Here is a 25,529-nt window from a genome sequence, read left to right on the forward strand (position 1 = left end):
CTTACGCTGTTCCCAATCGTCTTTGAATCCCTTAAATCGAATCTTCGGTGTATTCATATTTTACACCTCCTCAAGCACACGAATAAACGCCTCAACAGCCTCTTTCGTCGCATCATCCTGGAAGGTCAGTTCTTTCATCATTCCGACTAACGCTGCATTTTCCTCTTTGATCTGCTTGTCTGTCTCGCGCATACTCTGTGTCAATGCCTTTAAGTCGATTTCTTCCTCTTCTTCCGTTGTATCCACATATCTTGGGATGTTCAAATTAAAATCATTTGCCACAATGTCATCATAAGAGGCGAGATATGCTTCTTTCTCCACCGTCTTACGATTATTGTATAATTCCAGAACATGATCGATATGTTCCTCTTTCATCACATTTTGCTTTTTCTCTTTTTCGAACAATTTAGATGCATCGATAAATAACACATCGCGCCCTTCGCGGTGCTTCTTCAGCACGATAATACAAGTAGGAATCGACGTATTGTAGAACATGTTCGATGGCAGACCAATCACCGCATAGATCGAACCATTTTCCAGCAATGTCTTCCTTATGCTTCCCTCTGCTGCTCCACGGAACAACACACCATGTGGCAACACGATTGCCATAGTTCCTGTCTGTTTCAGATGATAAAAACCATGTAACAAAAATGCATAATCCGCCTTTGATTTCGGTGCCAGCTTTCCACCATAATCCATAAATCGTTCATCCTGTTTGAAGCCTTCTGCTGCCGACCAATTTGCAGAATAAGGTGGATTCATCGTAACTGCATCAAACTCTGTTTCTTCATCGGTTGGCCAGTCTGCATCCAGGGTATCTCCATTTCGCAGATGCTGATTCTCTGGCAGTACGCCATGCAGAAACATATTCATACGAGCAAGGTTGTAAGTGGATGGCATCAGTTCCTGACCGTAATATTTGATAAAGTCTGGCTCTGTGGAATAATTTCTACAGCTAAGCATCAAAGAACCGGAACCCATACACGGATCATATACCTGCAATCCTTTTTTATTTTCCTGTCCGGTCATCGCGATCCGACATAAGATCTGCGCCGGTCCATGTGGTGTATAGAATTCTCCTGCTTTCTTTCCCGTTTCCGAAGCAAACTGACCGATCAGATACTCATATGCATTTCCCAGTACATCGCCCTCGGTATGAATCAGATCTGCATCGTCCAACACCTTAATTACTTCTGCGATCGTTGCGCTCTGCTTCTGATCTCCGGTTCCCAAACGATTCGAATACAGATCTACATCTGCAAATAGTCCATGAAACAATTCATCCGACTCTTCGATCCGGTTAAATGCTGCCTGTAATTTCTCTCGATTGAATGCGTTGTTTTTCGCATCCTTTAAGATGCTGACATAAGTCATGTCCGGATCTAATGTATAATGCAAAGATTCTTTCAATTCCTCCAGCAGCTCCTCTGCATCTTCACTCTCCATAATTTCTTCGTAAGCGGTCTGTGCCTCTTCCAGACTCTCCGGCTTCGCATCATTCAGCAGATCATACACTTTTGATAGATACGAATCTGATAAGTATTTATAGAAAACCAATCCAAGCAAGTATGTCTTGTACTCATTGGCGTCCATCTTTCCACGCAGTACATCTGCCCCACTCCATAGTACCTGCAATAAATCTTTTCCTTCTGCCATTTTTATATCCTCCCTCATTCGTCGCTTCTGTTATAATTCACTTACGCTTAATTCTATCATAATTGTGCGGATGATAAAAATAAAATTTTTGATTTTGAATTTAATAGAATTGATTATTTTTCCTTCACCTCAACATTTCCCCTTGCATTTCCCCGTTTCCTGTGCTATAAAGTAAACAGCGTTTACCAAAGGAGTACAATTATGCGCGAGAGCACAAAAGCGACCAGAGCGACAATTTTACAAAGTGCGAAAGAGATTTTCTTGGAATGTGGCTATCAGGAAGCATCCATGCGAAAGATTGCTTCGCGGGCAGGCATTACCCCCGGTGCGATATACAAGCATTTTTCAGGAAAGGAAGAAATGTTCGGCGAGATATTCGCAGAGAGCGGAAATAAGCTGATGGCACTGAGTGAGTCCATGCTGGATATTGACTTTTCGGCAATGTCCGACGAGCAGCTGATGCAGGTATTCTATTCCCGCATATCCATCCGGACCCTCGAGCTGTTAGAGGACGATATGCAGCTCTTCCACATGCTGTTAAAGAACGATTCCGGCACCTATATCCGGAACTTCCGCAAAGTTTATATCACTCGATGCAACGAATTCGCAACGCGCTTTTATCATGAGTTATACGTGCGTGGACTTGCGAAGAATCAGCTATCCGAGAAAACATGTTACATGCTGTCGTTGTCTGAGTTCTCGATGATCTGTGAGATGATCGCCGATGATACCTGCAAGGACGGCTTCACCGAGGAGATGAAGCAGGCATTTTTAGAGGCGATGGATGTGCTGATGCACGGCATCGAAGCGGCACTTGGATTACAAGTCCAAGATGTGCCAAATCATTGAGATAGATTTTGCTAAGAAAGGATGATTTAGTTGAAGTACGGATTCTCACAGAAATTATTTGGATATTTTTATCACAGCTCCTGCATGAAGCAGGCAAAAAGACATCATTTGCAGATTGACAGCAAGGCGATCAAACAGGAATACCGTGCCATCCTGACGCGCGCCAAGGATATCGGCAAATCCCGGCTGATGAGTTCCTACTGCATGGGCGCATATTTCATCGCATTAAACCGGAACACAACCTTATCCCCGGAGGAATGTTATGCCCTGTATAAGGATGGACTTTCCGCCAATCAGTTGTTCCACAAGGTCATGGGAAATGCAGACAGCTATCTCGATGTGAAGAAGCTTCCAGCCCGGAAAAAGTGGTCTGCTGACTCCCATAAACGGAAATACGAAAATGACTGGGTGGTTGACATCTTAGAAGGCGGCGCGAATGATGATTTCGAGCTTGGCTATGATTATCATACATGCGGCATCTGCAGTCTGTGCCGGGATGAGGGCTGTTTCGAACTTGCCAAATATCTCTGCCGCATGGACTATGTGCTTGCCGACATGATGCACATGCGCTTAGTCCGGACACAGACGATCGCCGAAGGTGCAGCCTGCTGCGACTTCCGGTACAGCCGGATTGAGTCAGAACCAAAAAAGAATCCTTAACAATCATCCTCCCGTTTCATTCCGTCCCGCCGCTTCCGGTCCACTTCGATCCATTCATCAAGTGTGAGCGGGACATAATCCGAGAACATACAAAAACAATTAATCATCTGGCAGGGGATAGAAACCATTTCTTCCTCGCCAGATTTTCCTAGCACCGGGCGCGTAGATGCACGCGTCTGGCGTTGGAAATCATCGATCAGATACTCGTCATATGTGTCATGCACATGTCCATACAGCATGTATGTCTTCGGTTCTCCCTTAGCATTCCGGCGGTACTGCCCGTTGTAGCACATAACCGGATAATGGCACAGAATCACCTTGCGGTTGTTATCATTGATTTCTCTATAATGCGTAATCCATTCAAAACGCGATGGATCAAATTGTTTGTTTGCAATAAAATAATCGTGATTTCCGATGATCAGATACTTCCTGCCATTCAGCCTCTCCAGAATGGCATTTGCTGCTTCACCCTTTTTCGAAATACAGAAATCTCCTAAGATTACAACTTCATCACGTTTCCGCACACGTGAGTTCCACTGTGCGATCATATATTCATTCATGGTTTCGCCGCTCTCAAAGCCGCGACAGTCCATACGTGTATTCAAATTTTCATGGCAGAAATGTAAATCTGCAATATAATAACGCATGTCAGCGTTCCTCCCTTTCCCCAACACTGTCCTTATTGTATGCTTATTTTGATCCGCAGACAAGATAGCATTTGCATTTCTTTGTAAAAGAAAAGACACTCCAAAGTCTATACTCTGGAATGTCTTCACATCTCGTTCTTATACCTGGTTATATTTCCACTGTTCGCTCTCTAACTGCACATCGACCATATGCTTATAGATACCATTCTTCTCCTTCAACGCTGACGGTGTTCCCTGCTCAGCTACCACGCCATCCTTTAATACAATGATCTGGTCAACCCCATCGACCGTACGCATACGGTGTGCAATAATCAGAACTGTCTTGTTCCGGATCAGCTTGGAGATGGACTCCTGAATCACGGACTCATTATCCACATCCAGCGAGGCGGTTGCCTCATCCATCAAGATGATTGGTGCGTCCTTTAAGAATGCACGTGCGATGGAGATTCTCTGCCGCTCACCACCGGATAATTCGGAACCATTTTCCCCGATCATGGTGTTCCATTTGTCCGGTAATTTCTCGATAAAGTCCGTACAGTTTGCAAGCCTGGCTGCTGCCATAACTTCCTCGTCCGTTGCATCCTTGCAACCGATCCGGATGTTCTCCATAACCGTGTTGTTAAAGAGTGTCACATCCTGGAACACGATGGAATACAGGGAAAGTAATGTCTCCGGCTCGACCTTCGATACATCCATACCTCCAACTGTAACAGTACCTTTCTGGATATCCCAGAATCTTGCCGCCAGTCTCGATACGGTTGTCTTACCACCACCAGATGGACCGATCAGAGCTGTTACCTGCCCCTGCTTTGCCGTGAAGCTGACATCGGAGAGCACCTGCTCGCCACTGTCATAGGCAAATGCCACGTGGTCAAATACAATATCATAGCCCTTGTTCGTCAGTATCTCTGCGCCGGTCTGCTCTTCGTGTGACAGGATCTCATCCATACGCTCACAGCTCGGCTCCAGACTGATCAGAGCGGACAGGTTCTGCAATGCAATCTGCAAAGGCTCATACATTCTTGTTACAACAAGCAGGAACACGAACAATGTCAGTACATTGATCTCTCCATTTACAAGCAGGATACTACCAACCAATGCAACCGTTCCAATGCCGAGCTTCAGGATCATCTGTGCGGAACATACATAAGCTGCATTCTTAAATTCCAGCACGATGGCATTTTTCTCTACGGCTTTGATCTTCTTGTTCAAGCCTTCCATGTACGTCTCTGTCATGTTGTTTGAACGCAGGTCACGGATCGTCTCCAGTCCCTCCTGAATTCCATCAAGACAGGAAAGCTTATATGTCATTGTCTTCTTCTGTACAGACTTCAGACCTTTTCTTGAAGTCAGTACGATGATAAATGCAATCGGCATCACCCATACAGCGGCAAGTGCCATCTTCCAGTTGAAGAACAACAATCCAATTACAATAATCGTTGTGGAGATCATCGAACCGATCAGCTCCGGAATCCAGTGGGAGCTTCCTGTCTCGAGCAATGCACAGTCTGACATGATCGTATTCGTCAGATCGGACAGATCCTTCTTCCCGAAGAAGGAAAGTGGCAGGCGGCGAAGCTTCTCAGCAAGCGCACGTCTACGCACACCACTTTCGACATAGGTGGAAAAGAAGGTTGCGTTATATTGGAAATAAGTTGTAACTGCTACAAGTAAAAATACTACGACGATTCCGCCGATGAAGAATCCAAGCTTATCCTTTGGCACCTTGCCATCAAGCAGATACGAGGTAAGCTGATACAGAAGCCCAACCGGCAGCATCAGCACAAGGTTCGCGATTGTGACTGCCACAAACGCTTTTATCATGTTCTTTGCACCGTTTTCGGACAGTGCGTATTTATGTTTCAATTTCTCGATCATGCGGTTGCACCTGCCTTTCCTACCTGCCAGTTCACGGACTTGTTATATTCGTTCCACATATGTGTGTAGATGCCGTCCTTGGCTGCCAGCGCATCATGTGTACCGGACTCTGCAATCTTTCCGTCCTTCAATACGTAGATCTGATCCGCATTTGTCACCGTCGACAGACGATGTGCGATCATGATTACTGTCTTATCCTTGGACAGATTCTCAAATGCGCGCTGCACCTGTCTCTCATTGTCCGGATCAGCAAATGCGGTCGCCTCATCTAAGATCAGGATTGGCGCATTCTTAAGGAATGCCCGCGCGATCGACAGGCGCTGCATCTCACCACCGGATACATACGTTCCCTTCGAGCCGATCACCGTGTTCACACCGTCCGGAAGCTTCTCGATGATGTCGCTGCACTGCGCCTTCTCCAGCGCTTCCATTACCTCGGCGTCCGTCGCATCCGGTCTGCCCATACGAACATTTTCCAGAATGGAGGTCTTAAGCAGCTTACTATCCTGAAATACATATGATACCTGATTCATCAGCTCCTTGCTGTCAATGTTCCTCACATCCACGCCACCGATCTCGATGCTGCCACTCTTGACATCCCAGAATCTTGCAATCAGTGATGCCAGCGTCGTCTTACCACCACCGGACGGACCAACAAACGCGATATGGGAACCTGCCTTGACGGAAAGCGTGATGCCGTCGATTGCATTTGCCTTTGCCTCATCGTAAGCAAATGTCACGTCCTTCAACGCAATGGATGCATCCTTCGATGTCTGCTTATTTGCTGACTCCGGAAGTTCCTTCGCATTTAGCACCTCATCCATCCGGTTCAATGCATCCTCGACGAGCATCTGTGATTCACCTGCATATGCAACCTTCATCAGCGTTGTGGTAAGTACCGAAGTCACCAATATGTAGAAGATCAGGTTCAATACGAATTTGTCTGTGACTGTATTTCCACCTAATGTATAAGCAGCTACGATCAGCGCTGCGAAAATACCATTACAGAATACGGTAAATCCGATCATCGGAATCATCATGGATTTCGTATAATCGATCGTCCATTTCTCATATTCATCGATGGCTGCCTTAAACCGTTTGAATGAGAAGATTGTCTGTCCAAATGTCTTTAAGACCGGTACGCCTCGCACATACTCTACCGCCTCGGAGGACATTGTCTCCAGTGAGTTCTGATACTGCTTCATATCCTCTGCCATCTTCGGTCCCATCATCATCGTACCCATGATAAGGAATGCGAATACGGCAGGAATCAGGCTGATCAGACCAAGACGCCAGTCAAAGCCTGCCATCAGTACAAGCAGCCCGATCGGTGTTGCTCTTGATACGACCTTATCTGGCAGGTTGTGTGCCAGAAATGTCTCTGTCGCTGCGGAGGAATCCATAACGATCTTTCGAATCTTTCCGGTTCCCTCTGTCTCCACATAACCAAGCGGAAGCTTCATGATGTGGTTCATCATCGCGATACGCATATTTGTCTGCACGCGGAATGCTGCCTTATGGGAGCACATCAAAGCTCCGATATAAAGCACCATTGCGAGCAGGGCAAATCCTACCGCCTGCCATCCATACGATGTGATGTGTGTTGCTTTGGAATAGTCCGGTCTTACTTCCAAGACCTCTTTTATGATGCGCCACACATCATAAAACGGAATCAGCGCAACCCATGCACTGATTGCTGCCAGGACGCAGGATGCATAGGAAAAATACTTATGCTTCCCGGCAATTTTCATAAGTCTTGACAATGCACTTTGCTTTTTTGCCTTCATGACAAAACCTCCTTGAACGTTTATTTTGAGTTAGTTTTTGCTAACTTGTATTTTATTTTTTTGGCAGTGCACATCGCTATGCACTGCCTGTTATTCCAATCCAAAAACTGATTTCCAACCTGCGAAATTGAAGATTTGTACATTCTTCATAAAGGCTGCTGCCTCATCGTATGGCTTGTCGTGTGTCAGCACCTCGTAGATATACTGCCAGCCGGTTCTACAGAATACGTGGATAAAAAATTCATCCGCGGTCGCATTCTCATTTGCATACTGCTTCGCAAATATGTTGTAATACTGCTCCTCGATTGCCGCGAGCTTATCAAAGTAATCTTCATATTCTGTCCCCGCCGAATGGCAGAATAGAAGCTGAAATTCTTCCTTATACCCGTAGATATACGCCAATACCTGATCGGTTCCCTCGTTGCCCTCCTCGATGGCATGATCCATGTCCGGACACTCGGTTGCCTTCTGTATGCTCTGCATATACATCTCCATCAGACCATCTGCCGCTTCCTGTACGATTGCGGTGAAAAGTCCGCTCTTGTCGCCAAACCGGGTATATATGGAATTGGTACTGACTCCGCATGCCGCCGATATCCGCCGCATGCTGGCATCATGGAATCCATAGGTAAGGAATTCTTCCTTCGCTGCCTGAAGCAGGGATTCCGTCACACCGGCTGTCTCACGTCGCATGAGCTACTCCTTCTCTTCGTTAGTTGTTGCTGTTATTTATATTGTTTTATTTTTCATAACATCGTTATTATAACAGTGTTATTTTATTTGTCAATAGGTTTTTATATTATCCAACCATTACTTTCAACACGATCATCCCTGCCAGATATACGATTGCCAGCACATACACGACGCCATCCGCACGTACATATCGAAGCGGATACATCTTCGTTCTCGGTCTGCCAGCCTGATAACAACGTGCTTCCATCGCAAGTGCCAGATCGCCCGCCCGTCCAACTGCAGATGCAAAAAGTGGCATCAGAATCCGTCCGGTACGTTTCAACTTCTGGAACACATTTCCTGCCTCGAAATCCACGCCTCGTGCCGTCTGTGCCTTCATGATCCGGTCCAGCTCTTCGATCAGAATCGGAATGAAGCGGAGCGTAATCGACATCATGAGTGCAATCTCATGCACCGGTACATGAATCTTTGTAAGCGGATGAAATGCTTTCTCCAGGCCGTCCGTCAGCTCGGTCGGCGTCGTTGTGTATGTCATAAGTGACGACCCCAAAATCAGCTCCATCAACCGCACAACACGGACAACCGCCTGCATGATTCCTTCCCGGTAGATGTGAATAAACTTCCACTGGAAATACAGCATTTCTCCTTTTCCGAAAAACACATTTACGATACAGATAAATACCAGCAATATCCACACCGGCTTTAGCCCCTTGATCATATATCGAAACGGCACCTTCGATATCACGATACATGCAATCAATACTACGCCTGCCACCGCAAATACGATCAAACTTTTGCTAAGAAACAGCCCGATGATATAGAGAAGCGTTGCGAATAACTTGACACGCGGGTCCAGATGATGAATCGGAGAATCCGAAGGATAATATTGTCCAATTGTAATATCTCGAATCATAAATTATCTCCCTGCTTCCTTTCATCCAATCTGTTCTCAGTATCAACGCTTTTTCTTCCTGCTGTACTGTTTGTGCAATTACCAAGATAATCGAGCAGCTCTTTCTCTCGAATCACGTTCTGTGGAATTTGGTACCCGTTTGCGCGCAATTTGTCCGCCAGTTTCACAGTTTCCGGTACATCCAGTCCACAGTCTGCAAGCGTCTCCCGCTTGGCAAATATCTGCGCCGGTCGGTCATCCAATATCTTCTTTCCATCGTCCAACACAATAATCCGGTCTGCGTATTCCGCCAGGTCCTCCATACTATGCGAGACAAGTAAAACTCCGATTCCCTGCTCCCGGCTCATCCGCCGGATCCGGTCGAATATTTCGCGCTTTCCTGCTGCGTCTAATCCCGCTGCCGGCTCGTCCAATATGATATATTCCGGATGCATCGCAAGCACACCTGCAATCGCCACACGCCGCTTCTGTCCGCCCGATAGCTGCAATGGCGATGCTTGATAATATTTCTCTGGCAGGTCAACAAACCGAAGTGCTTCCTCCACACGCGTCTCGCATGCTTCCCCGGTCAAGCCCTGCTTACTTGGTCCAAATGCGACATCCTCCCACACGGTATCGCAGATCATCTGATGCTCCGGATATTGGAACACCATGCCAACCTTACTGCGCAGATAATTCCCAGAATATCCCTTTGCATGAATATCCTTTCCCTCAAATGTAACCGTTCCGCCAGTCGGTTTCAAAAGCCCGTTCAAAAGCTGGATCATGGTGGATTTACCAGAACCGGTATGTCCGGCAAGTCCAACAATCTCCCCCTTGCCAAGCGACAGATTCACGTCGTCTAAGGCAACCTTCTCGTACGCTGTTCCCGGGCTGTAAATATAGCTAACATGTTGCAGGGAGAGGAGATCTTGATTTTTTTCATCTGTCTCTGCTTCAGCCTTTTTGTTTTTTTTCTTATCTACCAGCTCAGAGCTTGCTTCCCATTCTCTTCCAGTTTTATCATATTCTGCTACTTTTTCCCTTTTGTCAATCGTAGCCTCCTCTACTCTCGCATCTCCAATCTTTTTCTCGAACACATCACTATCTATTAATTTCCTCACACGATAAGAAAGCGGTGCCTCCATCCCCATCTCCGCAAGCAATGCATCCGCTCCGAAGAATTTCTCTGGCCTTCCATCAAATCGCATCTGTCCGTCCGCAAGCAGAATCACCCGGCTCGCAAGTGCCGCCTCTTCCATATCGTGGGTAATCAGAATCACAGTCATTTCCTGTTCCTGATTCAACCGCTGTAACGCTTCCATCACTTCTTTCCGTCCTTTCGGATCAAGCATCGCAGTCGGTTCATCTAAGACAATATAATCCGGGTGCATCGCAAGAATTCCTGCAATCGCAATCCGCTGTTTCTGTCCGCCCGACAGATGATTCGGAGCCGTCTTTCTCCGCTTCCACATCCGCACCTGTTCGAGTGCCTGCTTCACACGTGCCACGATGGTATCTGACTCCATACCCAGATTCTCCGGGCCGAATGCAACCTCTTCTTCCACATTTGCTGCCACCATCTGATTGTCTGGATTCTGGAACACCATACCGACGTGCTGGCGAATCTCGTACAGCTTCTCCGCATCCCTGGTTCCCATCTCGTCTACCGTCACCGTACCTTCCGACGGTCGAAGGATTGCATTTAACTGCTTCGAGAACGTCGTCTTGCCGGAACCATTTCTGCCAAGCAGCGCAATGAATTCGCCCTTTTTAATTGTAAGATCTACACCCTTTAAGATTTCTTCCGTCGCAATCACGTTTCCATCAACGTCGCGCTTTTTATATTGAAATCTTACTTGTTCTGCCCGTATCACCGTCCGGTCCTCCATACTGTGAAATAAATTTATTGTGGCTCTTGCTCTATCCACATCTTCTTTAACCGCGCTTTATCCACTTTCCCACTTGTGTTCTTCGGGAACGCCTCCAGAACAATCACACGCTTCGGAATCTCAAAATCCGCCAACTTTTCCTTCAACTGCTGCCGCAGATTCTCTGGCACGTCCGTGCCTTCCACCGTCACAAATGCACTCACGATCTCCGCCGGCATGTCCGCATCCTTTTCCTTCGGAAGCAGAACGACCGCCGCCTCTGTGATACCGGCGACTTCCTCCAACGCATTTTCAATCTTCATCATCGACACCTTGCGTCCACGCACGCCAACGATATCATCCGTCCGTCCAAGGAAATAGAAATTCCCCTGCAAATCCATCCGCCCGCTATCCTTCAGCGAATACGGCACGGTAATATTCTCCACGTGAAATGCATTGTCCACGTACATTTCATCATCCTGTATGAACACCCGCACTCCCGGAAATGGTTTGCCGATCAGGTTCCGCTCTTCCGTCATGTCCGCGGACTTCACATACGTGATATAATTCAGCTCGCTCGCACCGTAATATAATGTAATCTCCGTATTCGGAAATATCTTCTTCAACACTTCCGCATCCTTTCGCCCAAGGCTCTGCGAGCCCGAAATGATCGTGCGGATATTCGCATTTACACCCTTAAATACGCGAGGCAGCATAAGTAACTTGGACGGAATCAGGTAAATACCGTTCGCCCTTTCGCGCGCCATCACCTGCTCCCATTTGCCCGGCAGGAATACATCCTCCGCAATCAGCGTGCCGCCTGCCGCAAGCTGTCCCATATAGAGATTCAGATTCCCGGTAAATGCAAGGCTTCCCTGTACGAACAGCCGGCTGTCCGCATCCACGCCAAACACCGCATTCTGTATCGCGAAGAAATCCGCCCAACTTTCAAAGCTTCGGAATAAAATCTTCGGAATCCCGGTTGTTCCGGATGTCATCACTGCCATTACCGCGCGCTCCGGCACGGGCGTATCAAACAGCGGATCTGTTACTTCAAGTTTGCTGTCCGCCGGCACGATAACTGGTACCTGATTTGTTCCCGCACACGCCAGAAATAAAACCAACTGTTTCAGGATTCCGGTCTCCCGAATCGGATACAGATGTTTTTCTGCAACCTGCGGAAGGCGCGCGCGTGCATCCTGCACAAGCACATAGAGCTTTCCGTATGTATAGCGATCACCATTGATGATGATTGCGTCTTTGTCCGATGGTTGTTTTGTCAGATAATCAATATACTGCATGTTACATTCCTCCCGCCCGCAGCAACAGCGCATGTCCGATGCCGCCGGCTGCCGCAATGCTGCATACTGCATAGCCCGGTGTCTCCTGCAGCGCCCGGCATGCATGTATCGTAATGATGCCTCCTGAGGCGCCATATGGATGTCCATATGCGAGCGCCCCACCATACCGGTTGTAATGGTCAACTGCTTCCGGATAGGCACGCGCAAAAAGCTCATCAATTACTGCAAATGCCTCATTACATTCAAATACCGCGATATCTTCCGCCGTATGTTTCGTCTTGGCAAGTAATTTCTGAATGGCAAGTATTGCTGTCTCCGGGCTTTTGTCCGGGTTCCCGCCAACCGTTACGGAATCAACGATTTCCGCAAGCGGTGTCAGATTATGCTCCTTTACATACCGCTCCGATGCCACCATCAAAAATGCCGCACCATCATGCATCAAGCATGTATTTCCGGCTGTTAGTATCGCTCCGTCCGGCAAAAGCGGTGGTAGCTTATCTAAGAATCGTTCACTTATGCGATCCCTGATACCCGCGTCTGCAGTTGCCCCCTGCACGCCGACCAGATATGGTTCTAGCACGCCAGCTTCTCTTGCCTGTTTTGCGAGAGAATGTGAACGTAATACCCATTTATTTAATTCCTGTCTGGTCATCTGCACATCCAGTGCCACACGCTCTGCGCCGCGGATCATCGCATACGGATCATGCTCGCCCGGTGCAAATTTTGCGACGGAATAAAAGGATTCCTCGCCTCCATAGCGTTCATAGTCCGGATGATTCCGGTTATACGCACGTCGCGGTGCCGTTGACGAACTATCCACGCCACCTGCCACAATCAGATCTGCCTGTCCACTTCGGATCTTCGCCGCGGCAATCGTCAGTGCTTCCAATCCCGATCCACACTGCATATCCACTGTGTACGCGGGAACCGCCTGTGGGAAATGTGCCGTAAGCGTTGCCAGTCTGCCAATATTTCCACTGGCTCCAACTCCATTTCCGACGATCACCTCATCGACAGTCTGACGTACATCTTCCGGTACAAGCGCACAGAGTACCTCCGCCGCAAGCACCTCGGCTGGCAGATGTTTATACATTCCATTTTCGACACCGATATAGCTGCGGCGTCCGTCTATAATATACGCATGTTCCATACGATTTCCCTATCCTCTCGTTTACATTCATAGATCTGCTTTCCGTGTTCGGTTCTTGCCTGGATCTGCAGCTTCTCATCTACATATACCGGTTTTTCAAAACGGAATCTGCAAATAAACGTTTTGCTATCCGGCATTCCCGCCTGCATCTCATTTTGCGTTTCCACCTGCACACCTGCCTGCATCTCGTTCTTCATTCCCGCCTGCGCGCCTGCCTGCATCTCGTTCTTCATTCCCGCCTGCAACTCTACATCAGTTTCCGTTTCCGGCTGTTTTTTCATCCACATATCAAGCATCCTCTCCACCATCAAAAGCCCCGGCACAACCGCATGCGCCGTCCGGTGAATCGAATTCGTATCGCCTACGGCATCCACAAATCGAAGGATATCGGAATGCGTAAATGAAAACGTTTTTTCCCCGCCTGTGTCCGCGTTTTCTTCCGTTCCGACCGAATGGTGTAGATTCATCCGCTGTTCTTCCAGCTTTGATTTCTCGACATTCATGGCCATATTTTTTTCCATACCTGCTTGTTTGCTAGTAACTGCCCCCTGCACCTCCGGTTTCACTACATGCAACTCCAGTTGATACACGATTCCATCCTCTTCCATCTGATTTCGCATAACCGCAAAGCTTGCAGTTTCCTTCACAATCTCGGACTTGCAGGAATTTTGAATTTTGATTTTCTGATTTTGAACTACTGTCAGATCATTCCCACAGCCAAATTCTGTGCCTGATACGCGTTCTCCTGCCGCTTCCCGCTGCGCATACACACACGCCCCGATCATCCAGCCATCGTATCCATCAAGCATATGAAAATCAGCCAGTTGTTCAAATATTTTTTCAAATTTGTTCTTCATTTTCTCACTCAATGTTTCCTATTATATTTCCCAAAGTTTACAATGTCAACTTTTCTATCCATTTTAGGTTGACATTCTTATTTTCATCTGCTATTCTACATCATGTACCTGCTATGAATTCAACAATAGCATGGCTATTATAACAGAAACTATGGAGAAAAAGAAATGGACACAAAAACAAAAAGCAAATTTTCAACCTACTCAATTGTCATGATGGCACTTTTCGCAGCCATCCTGTGTGTATCCGCTTATATCAGCATCCCGCTGCCAAACGGAACACACATCACTCTTTTGAATTTTGTAATCACCCTGATTGCACTTGTATTTCCACTTGCAGAATCCTTCTTCATCGGACTGATCTGGATGTTACTCGGACTGGTCGGTGTTCCGGTATTCGTTGGTGGACAGGCAGGTCCGGGATATTTATTTGGCACATATGGCGGTTTTTCCTTCGCCTTTATCTTCATCGCCATTTTGATTCCGATCTTTCGCGGAAAGAAGTACAATCGTATCCGTTATACTATTGTCGCTATGTTATCCGCTGTTCTCGTTGATGCAGTCGGTTCTCTCTGGATTATGATCGCATCAGGTTGCAGTATCAAGGCTGCTTTTGTAGCCGGTTTTCTTCCTTTTATTGCACTTGATCTTGTGAAAGCAGTCGTTGCTGCACAGATCGTACCAGCATTCCGAAAACTAATTTATCTGCGTAGAGAGGTCGAGGACGAGGATTAACATAAATCGAAACTCCCTCCCCTCAAAGAACTTGAGCCGTTGCAATCGCAACGGCTCTTTTTCATTCCTATCAATTATCACTTTCATCTGTACTTACTGTATTAGTTCCGGCTTCGTCCGCAATCACAAAACTCACTTCATACGTTTTGCCCATCGCATCACCGACGTTCTTCACATACTGCTCTAACAGCTCCTGTGCCCGCTGCTGCGCCTGCTGCAACAGGGATTCATCCGACTGGACATTCTCCAGCATATTTTCCTGTGCAGTCTTGATTGCTTCCGTCTGATCGTCCGCATTGATCTTCTCTGCGCCAAGTCCTTCACGGGTTGTGTAATAGGAGTCTTCATTTAACGACGTCTGATCCACCTGACAGCTAAGCACCTCCGCCTTTGGCATCGTGATCGTTACCTGATCGCCATCTACCTGCATATCCAGATTCGCAATGTCCACACCGAGCTTTACGATGCCGGAATACTCGATCCAAAGCTCTGCCGATGTATCCCACCACAGAACTTCCTTTTCCTTCGTCAGCTTTGCCACATTATGATAATAACATTTGAGTGTTGCCAGCTCACAGATTGTCTGCATCTGCGTAATGCTCAATTCTTTCGTTACTTCTTCACCTTTTTTTCCACATGCAGTGAACAGCATAATAACTGCAAGACAAAGGACTACGAATTTTTTTAATTTCTTCATTTGTTTCTCCTCCTTCGTCCCCTACTGAATCACCAGTTCATACGACTCATCCTGATTCTCTATGATCGGCATGAGCAGTGCCTTGACTGTATTCTCACAATTTTCTTTCGCCATCTGTAAGAACACTTCATTTCCCCGGCATTCAGAACCTGCATCTGCGATACATGCCGCATACGCTTCCTCGGATACATCTGCCGTGTTCGCACTCTTCTTGACAAACATATAGTCAAGCGAAGCCATATCGACATCAATCTGCTTGACCTGCAACTGCGGCAGCGTCACAATGATTTTCTTCGCCTGCCCTTCTCCGACATTGTCATCGATCTGAACATCAATATCTGCCATGTTGATACTTGCCTTCACTTCGGCCTCATAAGAGACATAGTAGACAACCTTCGTCGGATGATTCTTCTGCGGCACCTCTGCCACACCGTTGTAGGTAATCTCACAGACTGATAAATCATCTATCTGCAACACCTGTTCTAGCTGGCTGCTTGTAAGGATCGTCGTCTCTACCTTCGGTTTCAACCCGAACCATCCAAGCTGCTTTGCAAGCTTATAGCCAACCACAACCAGAATAACTACGACCGCTAAGATGATCACCCACTTCAGAAGCTTTGTTACATCGCGGGCAGAAAGCTTCTGTCCTTTATCTTTATTCCTTTTGTGTTTGTTCTTCCTGCCCTGTTCTTGCATCCCAGTCTCTTTTGCTGTATCTTCTTCGATTTCGTTCATTCCGGATTTGCCCATATGTCGTCTCCTTATGCTTATTTTTCGCTTTCATCCGTATCGTTCACTTCTGCTCTCATATATAGCATATATACCCGCCTACTGTAGCGACACCTTATCTCCATCAATCTTAAAACAGCCAAAGCTCTTCAGGAAGCTGGAAAATTTGCTGTATCCATATTTCTTGATACTGAAATTCCGGTTCTCATTTTTTAACGTACTGTTTAAGAGTCCCATATTGCTGTTCTTCTGTGGATTCTTCTTCAGAATCTGAATAATCTGCTCCTCAATTTCCCTCTTCGGTACAACATCATCGATAATCTTCACATAATTCTGACGATTCTGGGAAATGACCTCGAAATTACCAAATGCCTCATTTATAAATGTTGTAAGCTTCGAGTACCCATAATTCCGCACATCGAAATCAGAGAAACGTGCCTGTAATTTGCTTCCAATCTCGCCGACATGCGTCAGTTTATTATTATCAGCATTGCCATCAATGATATCATAGATTACCTTCTGAATAGACTTAATGCTTGTAATATTCGAGCTGTTTTCATTTTTCTCGGTTGATACTTTCGCAACATTTTTCTCATCCGTGACCTGTGAGATATCTTCGCGAATGAGCGCATCCAGCATTTTGAAGCTCGTACACGCCTTGACAAATGCTTCCGGCGTCTTGTTCTCACCCATGCCGACTACTTCCTTACCAGCCTCTCGCAGACGCTCTGCCAGCCGGGTAAAATCACTGTCACTCGACACCAGGCAGAATCCATCCAGATTTCCAGTATAGAGCAGATCCATCGCATCAATAATCATCGCCGAATCCGTCGCATTCTTACCCTGGGTATAGGCGAACTGCTGGATCGGAACGATGGAATTTCGAAGCAAAGTTGCTCGATTCCATCCATTGACACTTCGCGCCCAGTCCCCATAGATTCTTCGCACCGTTACCATACCACGGTCCGCCAATTCATCAAAAATTGTATCTATATATTTGGCAGATACATTATCCGAATCAATCAATAATGCATATCGTTTTTCTTCACTACCCATCGTTACTCCTCATCCTTATATCCCTGTTCCAGCCGTACTTCAAATTCGCTTTCCGGCATCGGCTTATCAAATACATATCCTTGCACAATATCACAGCCAACCTGTCTTAAATACCGTAACTGTTCCTTCGTCTCTACCCCTTCTGCAATCGTCTTCTTCCCGAGCTTGCGCACCAGATCAACGATACTGACAAACATTACCATGTCCGTCTCCTTGCCCGGATATTCTGTCTCCATTGGAATAAATGACTTATCAATCTTAATCACATTCAGATCTACCTTCTTGATCATGTTCAAGGATGAATAACCGGTTCCAAAATCATCAATCGAAGTTGCGATACCTTCGCTGCGAAGTCCATCGACAATCTCCGACATAATCTCATAGTTCTGAAAATCCTCACTCTCTGTCAGCTCAATCTCGATATAACCATGATCGATACCGTACTTGTCAATCACATTGACAATCTTTTTCACCAGATAATCTTCCTCCAGATGTCTTCTGGAGAAATTCACAGAGATACACGGAACCGTCTTTCCTTCATCCAGCCGCTTGCGGATAAACCGACATGTTTCTTCCAATACATAATAATCAAGCCTGCACACGCTTCCTTCCCGTTCAAGCTGTGGAATAAATTGCATCGGTGGAATCAGTCTGCCCTCATGCATCCAACGTACCAACGCCTCTGCACCACAGATTTTGTTCGTATTGGCATCGACCTTCGGCTGATAATAGACCACAAATTCATGTGCCTCGAGCGCAGGAAGAAAGCTTGCAATGATTCCCTGTGCCTCCATTATTTTATTCTGGATCTCTGTCGAATAAAATGCAACCGTTCCGCTGCCCTTCTGTCTGGCAGCCTGATATGCAATACTTGCGCGTGCCATAACATCTCGCGGTGCCCGGATATCATCCAGCTTACCGACACCGATCGTCGCCCCGAATACAAACTCTTTTTCCTTGATTTCGGTTCGATGATACAGCCGGAGATTCTGGAGCTTCGATAAAATAATTTCACTCCGTTCATTCTTCACCAACGCGACAAAATTATCGCCACCCAGACGCGCGACAATCTCATCATCCAGCAACATCTTATCTACCATTCCGGCGTAATTGCGTAATATAACGTCCCCCTCTTCATAAGGGAAAATCTTATTCACATATTTGAAATTATGCACATTGAAGAAAAATACCGTGTATGTATGAATCTGTCCGGTCGCTAACTGTTTGCCAATAAACTGCATAAACGCCTCCGGATTCGCAACACCGGTTGCCATATCCGTCAGCAATACGCCGCGCAGTAATCCCTGCATCATAACACGGCTAAACTGAATATATATCTCCTTCAGCAAAATCTGCTGCGTATCCTGTTCTTCCTTTGAGTAGTCCACATCCTCACACGGATAAACGGAAAACGTCATTGTTCCGCCATCCGGCAGTACAAATACCTGATGCTTTGCTTTTCCATATGCCCCCTTCTGATTATCAAATAATTTTCCAACCCGATGCTCCCCGTGCGGACGGATCTTAGATACCGGAGCATCCAGCTCATATTTCACTTTGCCAAGCTTCAGATCGTCTGCAACAATCGCAAGTGCCTGCACCACATCTTCCTCACACTGTTCGAAGGTCTGAACCTCCCGGTGCAAGACTTCTGTAAATGCTTTGTACTTCTCATTGAACTCCAACTTTTCACACATTTTTTATTAAACTCCCTGTTTTCCTCTATCCCATTATGCAAACAACGTCTCTACCTGTGCAGCATCAAATACCACATGTCCTGCATGCTCTACCTCGATCTGATACAAGGCATTTGCTGCCAGATGTTCCGCCGCCTGCTCGATATCACGAATTCCCGTCGTATTCTCAAACTGATGGATCACCGCATCTAAGCCCGCATCTGTCACAACACACTCCTCTTCCCGAAGCCCGATGCGCTTCAGTACCTTCGGCATTGCGAACTTCGTGAATATAATCTTCTTTTCTTCAAATGTATAATCCGGAATATCAATCAACGCGAATCTCGACATGATCGGTGCACTGATATCTTCCTTGTTGTTTGCCGTTGCAATCGGGTAAACTCCTGTCGTTGGCACCATACATTCCATATAATTATCTGTAAATCCAAGGTTATCCAGAAGTGTCAGCAGCACATCCGCCGGATTTCCGTTTCCCTTGCCGGATGCCGCCTTATCCAGCTCGTTGATGATAAATACCAGATTCGATTCGCCTGCATTCGAGAACGCTTCCATGATAATTCCAGGTTTCGCATTTGCATAGATTCGCGAACTTCCCGTAAGCTGCTCCGGATCCTTAATGGAACTCATATCGAGAGTTGTCCAAGGCAGTTTCAGAATCCTTGCTACCGCATATGCAATCTGAGATTTTCCGGTTCCTGCCGGTCCTACCAGAAGAAGTCCATACGCCGGTAATGTATGTGTCCGGTTGATCTGGATGATCGTCTCCATGATTCTCTGTTTTACACGCTCTAATCCGTACAGCTCTTCATCTAAGATTTTCCTTGCCCACACCGGATCTATCGCCTCGAAATAATTGCTCTTCCACTGCACGTTCAGCATAATAGAAAGAGCACGCTGTGCATGTCTGCGTTCCTCCTGTGACACCTCACTCGAACGAGCAACTGCAAGATTCCGCCGTGCCCACAGACGGATATTGTCCGGCATCGTCTTACCTGCACACATCATGAAATCAGAAATGCTCTGCAGACTTGTGAGCTTCATCTCATCGCCGACTTCGTCCGCGTCCTCGTCCTCCTCGACTTCCTCTGCCGCACTACTTGCAAGCAGGCGCTCGATCATGAACTGCAGGAAACCATCCTCTGCGGACAACTTTGTCGCACCGCCATATGCAGTCTCCCGGATCTTATAGACGGCATAGCCATCCTCCATGTTCTGTCCAGACAGACGGATTGGAATCCGGTTATCGCCGAGCCATTTGATCAGACTGATAAACCGCGCATCCACGCGCAGAATATCTGCCGACCATGTTCCATCCGTATCGTTAAACTCAAACGCCGTCCGCTTACTCTGATTTGCAAACATACCGGACGCATGATGTGACCACTGCCGTTTCGTATTATCTAACACTAAGATTGGTTCTTCCGGTGTTTTCTCTTTTGCATCGGAAAGAAATGATGTATATGTACAGACAGGCTTCGCCTGCTCCTTCGATGAGCTTGACGAGCTTGAAAAATCAAAAACTGGCATAATAAAATTTCCCTTCTTATTTATAATAGTCTCTAGTTCCCCTACATCCTATAAAACCACATTTTCGTCAAATTTACAATATACAGATCATAAATTTGTCAGTTTTTCACAGTAAACAGAAAGAGCACACCATTTACGATGTGCTCCTGTCTTTCTTCGTCCAAATCCCTGGTTCATTCTTTCTTATATTGTAATTGCAGCCGCTCAATTTCTGCCTGCACAAGCGAAACAACTGACTCCGGGGCTACAATTTTCGCTCCATCGCCAAGTCCCATTACCCAGAATACAAACTGCCGACTGACTGCAACATCCACATTTACTGTGAACTGCTTTTCGCCCTTCGGAATCAAATTTACATCCCTGCCAAACCGGTCCAGAATCACGTTTGCCAATTCATTATCACATAGCAGCTTGACACGCTCTTCCGTTCCCCCAAACATGCCAAACATCTTCTTATCATAGACAGCCGTGTCAAACTCATTAAAGACTTCCCTGCCAAGTCGCTTTTCTTCTGTCATCTGAATATCCAGCATCTTATCCACCCGGAAATGCTTGATTTTCTCCTCCTGCTCGTCATACGCAACCAGATAATAGTTCCCATCACTGCAAGTAAGCGCCCAAGGGCTTACCTTATAAAATGCACCACCCTTACGAAGCTCCGCCTCCTTCTTCACATTCCACTGAAAATAATGGAACTGGATCTGTGAATTTTCTGAAATTGCAGCATGCAGATGATCTACATTTCGATAGATACTGTCATTCATCGTTTTTACACGTCCTGCAACAAAAACCTGTCGCTGCAGCTGTGATGCCTCGAACTTTCCCGCAAGCTTTTCAATCTTTTTTATCAGTTCATTCGTCTTTTTCTTTGTAATGAATTTCGCGGACTGCACAGAATCCACTAGAAGCTTTAATTCCGGCAGTTCAAACGGACGGTTGGCAACATAATAACTGTATGTACGATCCTTCTGCACCCGTTTGATATCCATTCCAAACGATCGGAGACATTCAATATCATCGTAAATACTCTTCCGTTCTGCCTTGATCTCGTGTTTCGTCAATTCATCAATAATCTGTGCTGTAGTCACGCGATGGTCTTTATCTGTCTGTTCTAACAGAAATTTCCGAATGTATAACAATTTTAATTTTTGATTTTCCGATTTTGCCATCGCTTGCACTACTCCATATCCTCTAATTCATCCACCGCATCCCAGTAATTCTCCATCCATGCCGCCTGCTTTTCAAAATCAACCGACACTTCAAGCACTTCTTCCATCGACATAACCGTCCCCGGTGCATACAGCAAACCATCTGCACCTACGATTGCCAGTCCACCGACATCCAGCTTACGTGTGTACATCAAGGCATCTTCCATCATCACGATCATTGTCTCTCCGGTATCTGCCTCCAATACGACACGCACCATCGGTTCCTGTCCTTCCGGTCTACCCTCGCAGCCAAAATCTTCCTCATCAATTCGAATTATCTTGTATATCTGTTCTTCCATATAATCTCCCTGGCATATGGCTCTCTATCTTATACATATCACGTTTCCTCATTTCCCATATGCGCCACCGACAGTTGCATCAGTCCTCACGCTTCTTGCCCCAGAAAAATAACGCTACCGTACCCGGTCCTGTATGACTGCCGATTGTTGTACCAATGTGATTGATCTCTACCTTTCCATTTAACTTCGGGAACTTCGCTTCGATCAGATCCGCAACTGCCCGTGCATCGTCATAGCAGGCAGACTGGGAAATATAACATTTGCCGGAATAATCCAATCCATCCTCGGCACATTCCTCCATCCGGTCTACGATTGCCTGAATTACCTTTTTCTTTGTACGGATCTTATACCGTGGAATCAGTTTTCCCTCATAGTCCACATTCAAAAGTGGGCAGATATTCAACACCGAACCAATAAATCCAGCCGTCTTTGTTACTCTGCCGCCCTTAATGAAGAATGTCAGATCAGAAGTGAAAAACCAATGATTCAGATTCAGCTTATGTTCCTCTACAAAATCGCGAACCTCATCAATCGTCTTCCCCTGTGCCCGAAGCTCCGACAATTTATCCATCAACAAACCGTATCCCGAAGATGCCGCCAGGGAATCAACAACATAGATCTTACGATCCGGGAACTCCTCCTGTAGCGTCTCCTTCGCGATATTTGCCGAATTGATAACACCACTGATTCCAGATGACAGACTCACATGCAGGATATCCAGTCCCTGCTCTAAGAATGACCGGAAATATTCTTCGAACTCCTCTGCATTTACCTGAGAAGTCTTTGTATCTGCGCCATTTGCCATACGGGAATAAAACTCGTCAAACGGAATGCTGACCCCCAGATTATCCTCGTACTGCTTTCCATCCAGTTCAAAGTGAAAACATATATATTTTACATCTATCGCATCAAAATGCTCTTTCGAAAGATCGGCTGTTGAACAACAGCTAATTACATAATTTTCCATAATTCCATCCTCTCCTTGAGTGCATATATTTTATTGTCCCTATGGAACAGTCCTACTGTTATCATAGCTAATTTCATACCAAAAATCAATTGCTATTCCAACCTTCTGTCCTTAATTCTGCCCGAATTTAAAATCTGTCTAATCGCATCCTAGTATCCTATGCTGCGGTCTTTACATGTATCTTACAGGTAGTCACCTTATTTACCACAGGCGCACCCACATGTTTATTCTCCATGTTTTCCCGCTTTATAAGACATCCGGCTAAAAATGCAATAATTAACAGCATCGCTCCCAATAACGGCATGGACGTAACGATTATTCCGCCAATCACCGCACTACACACATAGATACCCTCTATAATTTTATTACTGTTTACATATTGTCTCATTTTCATACGCGTCCTTTCTTTCAGTCAAATCTCATCGATCCCGCTTTGTTGTACTCATCTTACCCTTTTATGTGTACAAAAAAACTCCCACGCAAGAAATTAATGAATTTTCTATTAAATTTTTATTTATCTCTATAATTTCCGTCCATATATGGTACAATATCTCTAATTTATTTTATGAAAGAAACCATTAAAGGGGGTATTTCATGAGTAATATCATTGATTATATGAAATGGCGTGGAGACCTGACTTTTGCACAGGATTCCTTTAATGAAATTGACAACCTGATTCTGTCGCAGTTAGTCTATGTAGAACTGAATAATATTGTTCCCGGGGACGAAGAACCGACGATCTCTCTGCTCGACGCAGCCAAACTGTTTTTCAAGCAGAATAACGAACAGGAATTACTCGATCATGTCTCCATGACCAAAAACGCGATTCTGGTATTTAAAGAAATGGCGAAAAGTGTACGTTTTAAAAATGTACAATTATCCCGCTATGTAAATGATATCAATGAACAGGAGCAGTCACAATTTTCTGCTATCACGATCAAATTACCAGACAACAGCACCTATATTGCATTTTCAGGAACAGATGCAACGCTTGTCGGCTGGCATGAGGATTTTAATATGCTTTATCTAAAGCAGACACCGGGACAGGAAAAATCACTGGCTTATTTAAATGCCCTTGGGAATCTGGACACTCCGCTTCGTCTGGGAGGACATTCCAAAGGTGGAAACTTCGCTATCTATGCTGGAATGTATTGCGAAAAATCTCTGCGTGATCAGATTATCGCTATCTACAACAACGATGGACCAGGATTTTCGAAAGACGTTGTGGCAAGTGCAGCATACCAGAATCTATTGCCCCTTATTACAACGATTGTCCCAGAATCCTCTGTGGTTGGACGGTTATTTGAACATCAGGAAGATTATGTTGTTATTAAGAGTGAAAATAAGGGATTAAAACAGCATGACGCCATGTCATGGGAAGTGCTTGGAAATCATTTTGTACACGCTGTTACACCTGCCAATCAAAGCCTGCTTGCAAATCAGGCAATCCGGGAATGGATTGCGTTAATCCCAAGAGAAAAGCGCAAAGAAATCGTAGAAGCTGTTTTTCAGATTTTGGACGCAGCCGGTATTGAGACCGTCGACGATTTTCTTACATTGAAATTAAAAGATATCCGTACAATCATTCAGACAAAAAAGAAATTGCCACGCGAGACAAGTGATTCCATCTCTGACGCGGCATTCCTATTGATTAAAATTATGATCAAAACCTTTACCTCAACCTAAAACAATCTTCCATGCCTCTGTCAGCTTCTCGAGGTTCCAGCTTGCATTTGCCGGACTGGTAGAAGGCAGACAGATGGCATTTCTTTTTGTCTGCGGATAAATATATCGCTGATATAACTGCTCTGCCTTTTTCCCGTTCACAAAGATCTGTTCTATCTTTGTGGTTTCTAAGATTTTTGAAATCGGATTCGGAACGACATTCCGAATTGAGCTATCGGAAGAACCTGTAATCTCACATTGTCCGATCACATCCCACACAGCAATTCTATGTTCCAATAAAAATGCTTTCTTCTCCTCTATCGTACCAGGTACCTCTGCCTGAAATACATTTGCAAGCACTTTCCAAAAACGATTCTGCGGATGTCCATAAAAGAATCCTGCCTCTCTCGATTTGACTGAAGGAAAGCTCCCCAATATCAAAATACGAGAATGTTCATTATACACTGGTGAAATTGTATGTATCTGATGCTGCTGTTCCATACCTCTCCCTCGGGGACGCTTCTTTTGTCACAAGAAGTGTCCCTCTGTCTCATGTTATAATACAAAAAAAAGACCTCATCGGTCTTTTCTTTCTGTACCTTCAGAACTTCATACAAAGATCTTATATCTAACCCTTAACAAATCATCTTTCCGTTCTCAAAACCTCTAAGGATAAGCCCTCGACCTATTAGTACTTGTCAGCTGAACGTG

General features: G+C 45.8%; 24 protein-coding genes. 4 read left to right on the top strand and 20 right to left on the bottom strand.

The window, feature by feature from the left end; translation table 11 throughout:
• Positions 1–60: 60 nt before the first annotated feature.
• Complete coding sequence (locus AAAT93_RS00195; RefSeq protein ID WP_227573641.1) at positions 61–1,656, bottom strand: type I restriction-modification system subunit M; 1,596 nt, start codon at positions 1,654–1,656, stop codon at positions 61–63.
• A gap of 201 nt (positions 1,657–1,857) precedes the next feature.
• On the opposite strand from AAAT93_RS00195, the gene AAAT93_RS00200 reads away from it, so the two are divergent.
• Positions 1,858–2,505, top strand: a complete 648-nt coding sequence (locus tag AAAT93_RS00200) for a TetR/AcrR family transcriptional regulator (protein WP_227573640.1) — start codon at positions 1,858–1,860, stop codon at positions 2,503–2,505.
• Between the two features lie 30 nt (positions 2,506–2,535).
• Positions 2,536–3,165 carry an L-2-amino-thiazoline-4-carboxylic acid hydrolase gene (locus AAAT93_RS00205; protein WP_227573639.1) on the top strand — a complete coding sequence of 210 codons (630 nt, stop codon included), beginning with the start codon at positions 2,536–2,538 and terminating at the stop codon, positions 3,163–3,165.
• On the opposite strand, the gene AAAT93_RS00210 is transcribed toward AAAT93_RS00205, so the two are convergent.
• The 9 genes from AAAT93_RS00210 to AAAT93_RS00250 all read right to left on the bottom strand — a co-directional run bounded on the left by AAAT93_RS00210 (position 3,162) and on the right by AAAT93_RS00250 (position 14,241).
• Positions 3,162–3,812, bottom strand: coding sequence for a metallophosphoesterase (locus tag AAAT93_RS00210; protein ID WP_227573638.1), 651 nt, complete (start codon positions 3,810–3,812; stop codon positions 3,162–3,164). The genes AAAT93_RS00205 and AAAT93_RS00210 overlap by 4 nt on opposite strands.
• A gap of 138 nt (positions 3,813–3,950) precedes the next feature.
• Positions 3,951–5,690, bottom strand: a complete 1,740-nt coding sequence (locus AAAT93_RS00215; protein WP_227573637.1) for an ABC transporter ATP-binding protein — start codon at positions 5,688–5,690, stop codon at positions 3,951–3,953.
• Positions 5,687–7,477: an ABC transporter ATP-binding protein gene (locus AAAT93_RS00220; protein ID WP_227573636.1), complete on the bottom strand. Its 1,791-nt coding sequence runs from the start codon at positions 7,475–7,477 to the stop codon at positions 5,687–5,689. The genes AAAT93_RS00215 and AAAT93_RS00220 overlap by 4 nt, the downstream gene beginning before the upstream one ends.
• Positions 7,478–7,567: 90 nt before the next feature.
• The gene (locus tag AAAT93_RS00225) at positions 7,568–8,170 is read right to left on the bottom strand and encodes a TetR/AcrR family transcriptional regulator (RefSeq protein WP_118671032.1); all 603 of its coding nucleotides are present in this window, start codon (positions 8,168–8,170) and stop codon (positions 7,568–7,570) included.
• A gap of 106 nt (positions 8,171–8,276) precedes the next feature.
• Positions 8,277–9,083: an energy-coupling factor transporter transmembrane component T family protein gene (locus tag AAAT93_RS00230; protein WP_118671031.1), complete on the bottom strand. Its 807-nt coding sequence runs from the start codon at positions 9,081–9,083 to the stop codon at positions 8,277–8,279.
• Positions 9,080–10,939 carry an energy-coupling factor transporter ATPase gene (locus AAAT93_RS00235; RefSeq protein WP_182439229.1) on the bottom strand — a complete coding sequence of 620 codons (1,860 nt, stop codon included), beginning with the start codon at positions 10,937–10,939 and terminating at the stop codon, positions 9,080–9,082. The genes AAAT93_RS00230 and AAAT93_RS00235 overlap by 4 nt, the downstream gene beginning before the upstream one ends.
• Positions 10,940–10,968: 29 nt before the next feature.
• The gene (locus tag AAAT93_RS00240) at positions 10,969–12,306 is read right to left on the bottom strand and encodes an AMP-binding protein (protein WP_182432462.1); all 1,338 of its coding nucleotides are present in this window, start codon (positions 12,304–12,306) and stop codon (positions 10,969–10,971) included.
• Positions 12,236–13,384, bottom strand: a complete 1,149-nt coding sequence (locus AAAT93_RS00245; protein ID WP_021985802.1) for a thiolase family protein — start codon at positions 13,382–13,384, stop codon at positions 12,236–12,238. Before AAAT93_RS00245 ends, AAAT93_RS00240 begins: the two co-directional genes overlap by 71 nt.
• On the bottom strand, positions 13,363–14,241 hold the full coding sequence (locus tag AAAT93_RS00250) for a hypothetical protein (protein ID WP_227573635.1): 879 nt from the start codon (positions 14,239–14,241) through the stop codon (positions 13,363–13,365). Before AAAT93_RS00250 ends, AAAT93_RS00245 begins: the two co-directional genes overlap by 22 nt.
• Before the next feature lie 165 nt (positions 14,242–14,406).
• On the opposite strand from AAAT93_RS00250, the gene AAAT93_RS00255 reads away from it, so the two are divergent.
• Positions 14,407–14,973 (top strand): biotin transporter BioY, encoded by a 567-nt coding sequence (locus AAAT93_RS00255; RefSeq protein WP_021985804.1) that lies wholly within the window; start codon positions 14,407–14,409, stop codon positions 14,971–14,973.
• Between the two features lie 70 nt (positions 14,974–15,043).
• On the opposite strand, the gene AAAT93_RS00260 is transcribed toward AAAT93_RS00255, so the two are convergent.
• The 9 genes from AAAT93_RS00260 to AAAT93_RS00300 form a co-directional block, all read right to left on the bottom strand.
• A complete protein-coding gene (locus AAAT93_RS00260) occupies positions 15,044–15,670 on the bottom strand; it encodes a DUF4230 domain-containing protein (RefSeq protein WP_021985805.1) in 627 nt (208 codons plus the stop codon).
• A 21-nt stretch (positions 15,671–15,691) separates the two neighbouring features.
• On the bottom strand, positions 15,692–16,405 hold the full coding sequence (locus tag AAAT93_RS00265; protein ID WP_207738871.1) for a DUF4230 domain-containing protein: 714 nt from the start codon (positions 16,403–16,405) through the stop codon (positions 15,692–15,694).
• Positions 16,406–16,498: 93 nt separating this feature from the next.
• Entirely contained in the window at positions 16,499–17,455 is a 957-nt protein-coding gene (locus AAAT93_RS00270) for an NYN domain-containing protein (protein WP_021985808.1), read from the bottom strand.
• Between the two features lie 2 nt (positions 17,456–17,457).
• Positions 17,458–19,152 (bottom strand): putative bifunctional diguanylate cyclase/phosphodiesterase, encoded by a 1,695-nt coding sequence (locus AAAT93_RS00275; protein ID WP_021985809.1) that lies wholly within the window; start codon positions 19,150–19,152, stop codon positions 17,458–17,460.
• A 33-nt stretch (positions 19,153–19,185) separates the two neighbouring features.
• The gene (locus AAAT93_RS00280) at positions 19,186–20,679 is read right to left on the bottom strand and encodes an AAA family ATPase (RefSeq protein ID WP_021985810.1); all 1,494 of its coding nucleotides are present in this window, start codon (positions 20,677–20,679) and stop codon (positions 19,186–19,188) included.
• Between the two features lie 173 nt (positions 20,680–20,852).
• Positions 20,853–21,848, bottom strand: coding sequence for a helix-turn-helix transcriptional regulator (locus AAAT93_RS00285; RefSeq protein ID WP_117781515.1), 996 nt, complete (start codon positions 21,846–21,848; stop codon positions 20,853–20,855).
• 8 nt (positions 21,849–21,856) lie between these two features.
• A complete protein-coding gene (locus tag AAAT93_RS00290; RefSeq protein WP_227573634.1) occupies positions 21,857–22,186 on the bottom strand; it encodes a hypothetical protein in 330 nt (109 codons plus the stop codon).
• A 79-nt stretch (positions 22,187–22,265) separates the two neighbouring features.
• A complete protein-coding gene (locus AAAT93_RS00295) occupies positions 22,266–23,153 on the bottom strand; it encodes a DegV family protein (protein WP_227573633.1) in 888 nt (295 codons plus the stop codon).
• Positions 23,154–23,310: 157 nt separating this feature from the next.
• Complete coding sequence (locus tag AAAT93_RS00300; protein WP_195541684.1) at positions 23,311–23,541, bottom strand: hypothetical protein; 231 nt, start codon at positions 23,539–23,541, stop codon at positions 23,311–23,313.
• A gap of 206 nt (positions 23,542–23,747) precedes the next feature.
• Here AAAT93_RS00300 and AAAT93_RS00305 point away from each other — a divergent pair, with 206 nt between their 5' ends.
• Positions 23,748–24,839 carry an Mbeg1-like protein gene (locus AAAT93_RS00305; protein WP_117781518.1) on the top strand — a complete coding sequence of 364 codons (1,092 nt, stop codon included), beginning with the start codon at positions 23,748–23,750 and terminating at the stop codon, positions 24,837–24,839.
• On the opposite strand, the gene AAAT93_RS00310 is transcribed toward AAAT93_RS00305, so the two are convergent.
• Positions 24,831–25,319, bottom strand: a complete 489-nt coding sequence (locus AAAT93_RS00310) for a DNA-deoxyinosine glycosylase (RefSeq protein WP_021985814.1) — start codon at positions 25,317–25,319, stop codon at positions 24,831–24,833. The two genes, AAAT93_RS00305 and AAAT93_RS00310, sit on opposite strands and share 9 nt — an antisense overlap.
• Between the last annotated feature and the right edge of the window lie 210 nt (positions 25,320–25,529).

The organism is Coprococcus hominis (ex Arizal et al. 2022) (assembly GCF_040094675.1).
In the GTDB taxonomy this organism is placed as follows: domain Bacteria; phylum Bacillota; class Clostridia; order Lachnospirales; family Lachnospiraceae; genus Coprococcus_C; species Coprococcus_C hominis.